This is a genomic window from Streptomyces carpinensis (assembly GCF_002154505.1).
Taxonomy (GTDB): Bacteria; Actinomycetota; Actinomycetes; order Streptomycetales; family Streptomycetaceae; genus Streptomyces; species Streptomyces carpinensis.
In genome coordinates, this window is the sequence record NZ_MUBM01000255.1 from 1 (window position 1) to 7,003 (window position 7,003).

General features: G+C 72.4%; 6 protein-coding genes. 5 read left to right on the forward strand and 1 reads right to left on the reverse strand.

Annotated features, from left to right (window positions below):
* The 3 genes from BZY54_RS31245 to BZY54_RS31255 all read left to right on the forward strand — a co-directional run.
* Positions 1-683 (forward strand): alpha/beta fold hydrolase (locus tag BZY54_RS31245; RefSeq protein WP_086728687.1); only part of this gene is annotated, 683 nt, incomplete at its 5' end.
* On the forward strand, positions 680-1,573 hold the full coding sequence (locus BZY54_RS31250) for an SDR family oxidoreductase (protein ID WP_086728688.1): 894 nt from the start codon (positions 680-682) through the stop codon (positions 1,571-1,573). The genes BZY54_RS31245 and BZY54_RS31250, both read left to right, overlap by 4 nt.
* A 96-nt stretch (positions 1,574-1,669) precedes the next feature.
* Complete coding sequence (locus tag BZY54_RS31255; RefSeq protein WP_167414104.1) at positions 1,670-1,855, forward strand: hypothetical protein; 186 nt, start codon at positions 1,670-1,672, stop codon at positions 1,853-1,855.
* 134 nt (positions 1,856-1,989) lie between these two features.
* On the opposite strand, the gene BZY54_RS31260 is transcribed toward BZY54_RS31255, so the two are convergent.
* Complete coding sequence (locus tag BZY54_RS31260; protein WP_086728690.1) at positions 1,990-5,265, reverse strand: S41 family peptidase; 3,276 nt, start codon at positions 5,263-5,265, stop codon at positions 1,990-1,992.
* A 167-nt stretch (positions 5,266-5,432) separates the two neighbouring features.
* On the opposite strand from BZY54_RS31260, the gene BZY54_RS31265 reads away from it, so the two are divergent.
* On the forward strand, positions 5,433-6,074 hold the full coding sequence (locus BZY54_RS31265; RefSeq protein ID WP_244217434.1) for a TetR/AcrR family transcriptional regulator: 642 nt from the start codon (positions 5,433-5,435) through the stop codon (positions 6,072-6,074).
* A gap of 104 nt (positions 6,075-6,178) precedes the next feature.
* A partial coding sequence (locus tag BZY54_RS31270; RefSeq protein WP_158103942.1) for an MMPL family transporter occupies positions 6,179-7,003 on the forward strand: 825 nt, incomplete at its 3' end.

Genomic DNA, 7,003 nt, shown 5'->3' on the forward strand with positions numbered 1-7,003 from the left:
TCGCCGACGACCTGGAGGCCGTGCTCGCCGCGACCCTCGCCCCCGGTGAGAAGGCGGTGATCGCGGGCCACTCGATGGGCGGGATGACGGTGATGGCCGCCGCCGGCCGGCCCGGCTTCCACGAGCACGCGGCGGCCGTCCTGCTGTGCAGCACGGGCAGTTCGCGGCTGGTCGCCGAGTCCACCGTCGTACCGATCCGGGCCGGGCGGCTGCGCACGTGGCTGACCCGGCGCGTTCTCGGCTCCCGGGCGCCGCTCGGCCCGGTCAAGCCGCTCGCCCTGTGGATCCTCAAGTACGGGACCATGGGCGCCGGTTCGGCGCCGCACGCGGTGGAGGCGTGCGCGCGGATCGTGCACACCTGCCCGCGCCGGGTGCGCCATGCCTGGTCGCAGGTGCTCGACCGACTCGATCTCGACCACGGCGTACGCGGGTTGCGGGTGCCGGCCGCGGTCGTCGTGGGCACCGCCGACCGGCTGACCCCGCCGGTGCACGCGCGGGCGCTGGCCGCCGCGCTGCCCCAGTGCGCCGGCCTGACCGAGCTGCCCGGCCTCGGCCACATGACGCCCATGGAGGCGCCCGACCAGATCACCGCAAAGATCCGGGAGTTGGTCACCGCCCACATACACGCACGCACGAACGACAACCAGCACGACGACGCCGCACGGATCGGAGAGGGCACATGAGCAGGGTGAGCCTGGAGGGGCAGGTCGCGGTCGTCACGGGCGCCGCGCGGGGCGTCGGCGAGCTGCTCGCGCGCAAGCTGTCCGCGCGCGGCGCGAAGGTCGCGCTGGTCGGCCTGGAGCCGGACGCGCTCAAGCAGCTCTCGGAGCGGCTGCACGGCGAGAGCGCCCACTGGCACGCCGACGTCACCGACCACGAGGCGATGACACGGGTCGCGGCGGAGGTCAAGGAACGGTTCGGCAAGGTCGACATCGCCGTCGCCAACGCCGGTGTGGCCACCGGCGGTCCGTTCGCCGACTCCGATCCGGAGTCCTGGCGGCGGGTGATCGAGGTGAACCTGATCGGATCGGCGGTCACCGGCCGGGCGTTCCTGCCCGCGCTCGCGGCGAGCCGGGGATATCTGCTGCAGATCGCCTCGCTGGCCGCGATCACCCCGGCCCCGATGATGACGGCGTACTGCGCCTCGAAGTCCGGGGTGGAGGCGTACGCGCACAGCCTGCGCGCCGAAGTCGGCCACAAGGGCGTGCGCGTGGGCGTGGCGTACCTGTCGTGGACCGACACCGACATGGTGCGCGGGGCCGACCAGGATGACGTCATGCGGGAGTTGCGGCAGCGGCTGCCGTGGCCGTCAAACAAGACCTATCCGCTGGGTCCGGCGGTGGACCGGATCGTGGACGGCATCGAGCGGCGCTCCAGCCATGTGTACGGGCAGTGGTGGCTGCGCGGGATGCAGGGCGTGCGCGGGTATCTGCCCGGGATCATCGGGACTGTGGGACAGCGGGAGATGCGGCGGTTCGCGGACCGGCTGACGGGGATGCGCACCGGGCTCGTGGGTGCGGGTGGGGCGGCCGACGAACAGCACCGGGCCATCGGTGCTACGCACCGTCACTGATCGACATGCGCAGCGTCACCGCCCGTGTGAATCTGGTCGAGGTCGATCCCCTCACTCACTTGGGGATCTCCCTCACCCACATGGGAGTGAAACAGCATGGGCATGAAGGACAAGTTCCAGGACCAGGCCGAGCAGCGGCAGCAGCAGGGCAAGGAGCGCGCGCACGAGGGCCGCGAGAAGGCCGGCCAGCGCTCGTCCCAGCAGCGTGAGCGTGGGCGTCAGCACACCGACGACACGCACGACGAGATGGAGGACCGTCTCAACGAGGACTACGACCGGTAGTCGCCGCGCTTGCTGCGCTCGGCTTCGGCCGGGATGCGTGGGGTGCCCTGTGTGTCGGGGCACCCCGCGTTCTCGTCCCAGAGCCCCTCGTTCGGATCGTGCCGGGCCCGCGGGGCCTGGCACGCCCCTCCGCGTCAGGTGTGGCGCGGAGGCAGCTTCGGGCGGGAGCGGTCCGGGACGTTCTCGTAACCCGGGGGGCTCGCGGCCCCCTTGGCGGCCAGGAGGTCCAGGGCCAGCTCGATGGCGTCGTCCATCTCGACGTGCCGGCCCTCGGCCCAGTCCATGGGGGTGCGCAGGCTCTCCACGTCGGGCGAGACGCCGTGGTTCTCGACGGACCAGCCGTAGGCGTCGAACCAGGCCGCGTTCATCGGCACCGTGATGACGGTGCCGTCGCCGAGGCGGTGCCGGCCGGTCATGCCGACCACGCCGCCCCAGGTGCGCTGGCCGACCACCGGCCCCAGCTTCAGCAGCTTGAAGGCCGCCGTGATCATGTCGCCGTCGGAGGAGGTCGCCTCGTCGGCGAGGGCCACCAGGGGGCCCCTGGGGGCGTTCGAGGCGTACGACACCGGCTGCGCGTCCCGGGTCAGGTCCCAGCCGAGGATGGTCCGGGTCAGTTTCTCTATGACCAGTTCGCTGATGTTGCCGCCCGCGTTGCCGCGCACGTCGACGATGAGCGCCGACCGGGACATCTCCATGCGCAGGTCCCGGTTGAACTGCGCCCAGCCCGAGCCGCCCAGGTCCGGGATGTGCAGATACCCGCACCGGCCGTCGCTCATCTCCCGTGTGACCGCGCGGCGTTTGGCCACCCAGTCCTGGTAGCGCAGCGGCCGGTCGTCGATCAGCGGGACGACGGCGACCCGGCGCGGCGGCCCGGCGCCCTCGCCGGGGGAGAAGGTCAGCTCCACCGTCGTACCGCCGGAGCCGGCCAGCAGCGGATACGGGCCGGTCACCGGGTCCACCGGGCGGCCGTCCACATGGGTCAGCACGGCGCCCTCGCGGATGCCCGCGCCGGCCAGCGGCGAACGCGCCCGGGAGTCGGAGGAGTCGCCGGGCAGGATCCGCTTGACCACCCAACCGGCGTCGCGGTGCACGAGGTTGGCGCCGAGCAGGCCCTGCCAGCGCTGGTAGTGCGCGGGCCCCTCGTTGCGGCGGGCGGCGCCGACGTAGGCGTGGGAGGTGCCGAGCTCACCGAGCACCTCGCGGAGCAGGTCGGCGAACTCGTCGGGGGAGGCGACCCGTTCGACCAGCGGGCGGTACTGGGCGAGGACACCGTCCCAGTCGATGCCGCACATGTCCGGGTCCCAGTAGTAGGCGCGGATCAGCCGGCCGGCCTCCTCGTACGCCTGGCGCCACTCGGCGCCGGGATCGACCACGTGCATGATCCGGCGCACGTCGATCCAGGTCGTGGTGTCGCTGTCGCCGATCTCGGTGGACGGCACCGCGCGCAGGTCGCCCTCGTCGACCACGACCAGCCGGGTGCCGTCGCCGCTGACCGCGAACCAGTCGAGGTGGCCGACGAGTTCGGCCTTCTTCGCCTTGGTGATGTTGAAGAACTCCAGGGTCGGCCGGCCGGTCATGTCGTCCGGGTTCGCGAACGTCTCGCCCAGCGCGCCCGAGATCGGCCAGCGCAGCCACACCAGGCCGCCGCCCGCGACCGGGGCGAGCGCCGAGTACTTGGAGGCGGTGACCGGGAACGGGGTGACCCGGCTCTCCAGCCCCTCCACCTCCACGGTCACCGCGCCCGGCTCGCCGGTCTCCTCTTCCTCCAGGGGGTCCAGCCCGCCGGCCGCCGGCCGGCCCTCGGGGTTCAGCGCGAAGGGGGACGGGGTGGCGGAGGACAGCGGAACCAGGTAGGGCTTGCAGCCCAGCGGGAAGGACAGGTCACCGGTGTGCACGTCGTACACCGGGTCGAAGCCGCGCCAGGACAGGAAGGACAGGTAGCGGCCGTCCCGGGTGAAGACGGGGTTCTCGTCCTCGAAGCGGCCGTTGGTGACGTCCACGATCAGGCGGTCCTTGATTCGGGCCATCTTGATCTGCCTGAGCGTGCGGCCGACGCCGGGATGCGACCAGGTCAGCCACGCCCCGTCCGGGGAGAAGGCGAGATCCCGCACCGGCCCGTTGTCCGACCGGACCAGCTCGGTGACCGCCCCGCCGGAGTGTTCGGGGTCCTCGGCGCTCTCGGCGTCCTCGGGCACGTCGAGCAGCAGCAGCCGGCCGTCGTGCGCGGCGAGGGCCAGCCGTTCGCCGTCGCAGTCGGAGATCATCTCCAGCACCCGGCCCAGTTGCCCGGAGGCGAGCCGGCGCGGTGGGTGGGGGCCCGTGGCGCGCGGCAGGTAGGTGATCTCGACGGCGTCCGGGCCGTCGGCGTCGGTGACGAAGGCGACCCGGCCGCTCGCGCCGAGCATCGCCGGGAGCCGGACGCGGACACCGGGTGTGTCGGTGAGGGTGCGGGCGGGGCCGTCGCGGTGGGTCAGCCAGTACAGGGAGCCGCGGACGACGACGGCGCTGGCCCGGCCGGTCTCGTCGACGGAGATGCCGTCCAGGTTCTGGGCGGCCGGCACCGGGTAGGGGCGGCGGCCGGCCCGCGGCCCGCTGAGCCTCACCTCCAGCCGGTGCGGGACCGAGTCCGGGGAAAGGTCGTCGACCATCCACAGGTCGCCCGCGCACTGGTACACCACCCGGTCGCCGTCGCTGGAGGCGTGCCGGGCGTAGAAGGCGTCGTGGTCGGTGTGCCGGCGCAGGTCGGAGCCGTCGTAGGCGCACGAGTAGAGGTTGCCCACGCCCTCGTGGTCGGAGAGGAAGGCGATCCGGCCGCCGACGAACATGGGGCAGGCCAGATGGCCGTCGATGCCGGCCAGCAGCCGCTGCCCGTGCAGCCACAGCCGGCCCATGGCGCCGCCCCGGTAGCGCTTCCAGGAGGCCGGTTCGTGCGGCGGGGTGCCGGTCAGCAGCAGGCTCTTGCGTTCGCCGTCGAGGTCGGCGGCCTGGATGTCGGCGACCGGGCCCCAGGGCAGTTTGCGGCCGGGGGAGCCGTCGGTGTCGACCTTGTAGGCCCAGGTGAAGTACGAGAACGGCTCGCCGTGGGAGGTGACGGCCAGGATCGCGGTGTGGCCGTGCTCGTCGGGCGGGGCCCAGCCGCACACCCGGGTGTCGGTACTGCCCCAGTACGACAGCTGCCGGCCCGGCCCGCCGTCCACCGGCACGAGGTGGATCTCGGGCGCGAGGCTGCGCCAGCTCGTGTAGGCGATGTGGCGGCCGTCGGGGGAGAAGCGCGGGTGGCCGGTCTTGGTGCGGTCCACGGTGAGCCGCCAGGCACGCTCCGCTCCGTCGAGCGGCGCCAGCCAGAGGTCGTCCTCGGCCACGAAACACAGCAGATCGCCGCTGAGATGCGGCAGGCGCAGATAGCTCACCTCCCCCATGCTTCGCCCGCCCAGGGAGCGCAGCAACTTGTGCAACTTATGCGAAACCGACAGACGTGACCCACCGCACGTACGAAACGGTTTCGTTTCGATGAACGGCTGCGCTACATTCGTGTCGTACGAAACCGTGCCGTTCGACAAGCGGAAAGGCGGGCGGGATGACCGAGGCGTCCAGGGGCGCGGCGGCAGCCGCTCCGGTGGAGCCGGTGCCCGCACCGGGACGCCGGAGCCGGATCACGCCCGAGCGCGAGGCCGAGTTGTACGAGGCCGTGCTCGACCTGCTCCGCGAGGTCGGCTACGACACCCTCACCATGGACGCCGTCGCCGCCCGCACGCGGTCCAGCAAGGCCACCCTCTACCGCCAGTGGGGCGGCAAGGCCGAACTGGTCGTCAGGGCCGTCCGGCACGGAAAGCCCGGAAAGCTGGAGGGGATCGACACCGGGTCGCTCCGCAGCGACCTGCACGCCCTGGTCTCCCGCGAGGACGACTGCGGCATGGCACAGAACTCCGCGCTGATGCGGGGCCTGGCCATGGCGATGCACAACAACACCGACCTCAGGCAGGCGTTCCGGGAACAACTCATCGAGCCGGAGATGGCCGAGTTCCGCCGGCTGCTGCAGCGCGCCGTCGACCGGGGCGAGATCCGTGCGGACTGCCCCGCGCTGGACTTCGTGGTGCACATGCTGGCCGGCGGGTTCGTCGTCCGCGCGCTGATCGAGGACCAGCCGCCGACCCAGGCCTTCCTTCGTTCCTACATCGACGCCGTGGTCCTCCCCGCCCTCGGCGCGCCGACCGCCTGACTCCTCTCCCCAGCAAGCCCACCCTCTGACGTCTCCGCTCACGTCGTCGGGCTGATGACCCCTGCCCAGTTCCACCCCCACGACCTGACCGGGAGTACGCCCAAGTGGCCACGTTCCTGTACAAACTAGGCCGTCTCGCCTTCCGGCGACGGCACTTCGTCGCCCTGATCTGGGTGGCGCTGCTGACGCTGGCCGGCGTCGGCGCCGCCTCCGCGCCCCCCGCGGGCAACACCTCCTTCTCCATCCCCGGCACCGAGGCGCAGAAGGCCTTCGACCTGCTGGAGCAGCGGTTCCCCGGCGCGAGCGCCGACGGGGCGACCGCCCGGGTGGTGTTCAAGGCGCCGAGCGGCGAGAAGATGACGGACGCCGCCAACAAGGCGACCGTGAACAAGACCGTCAAGGGGCTCTCCGCCGGCTCCGAGGTCGCCTCCGTCGCCGACCCCTACACCGGCCACGCCGTCAGCAAGGACGGCTCCATCGCCTACGCCTCGGTGAAGTACAAGGTCTCCGGCATGGAGCTGGAGGACTCCTCGCGCACCGCCCTGAAGGACGCCGCGCAGGACGCGCGGGACGCCGGGCTGACCGTGGAGATCGGCGGTGACGCCCTGAGCGCCGCCCCCGAGACCGGCGCCACCGAGGTCATCGGCATCGCCATCGCCGCCGTCGTGCTCGTCATCACCTTCGGCTCGCTGCTCGCCGCCGGGCTGCCGCTGCTGACCGCCGTCATCGGCGTGGGTATCGGCGTCTCCACGGTCACCGCCCTCGCCCACGCCCTCGACCTGGGCACCACCACCTCCACCCTGGCCACGATGATCGGCCTCGCGGTCGGCATCGACTACGCGCTGTTCATCGTCTCCCGCTACCGCGCCGAACTGGCCGAGGGACGCGAGCGCGAGGAGGCGGCCGGGCGGGCCGTCGGCACCGCGGGC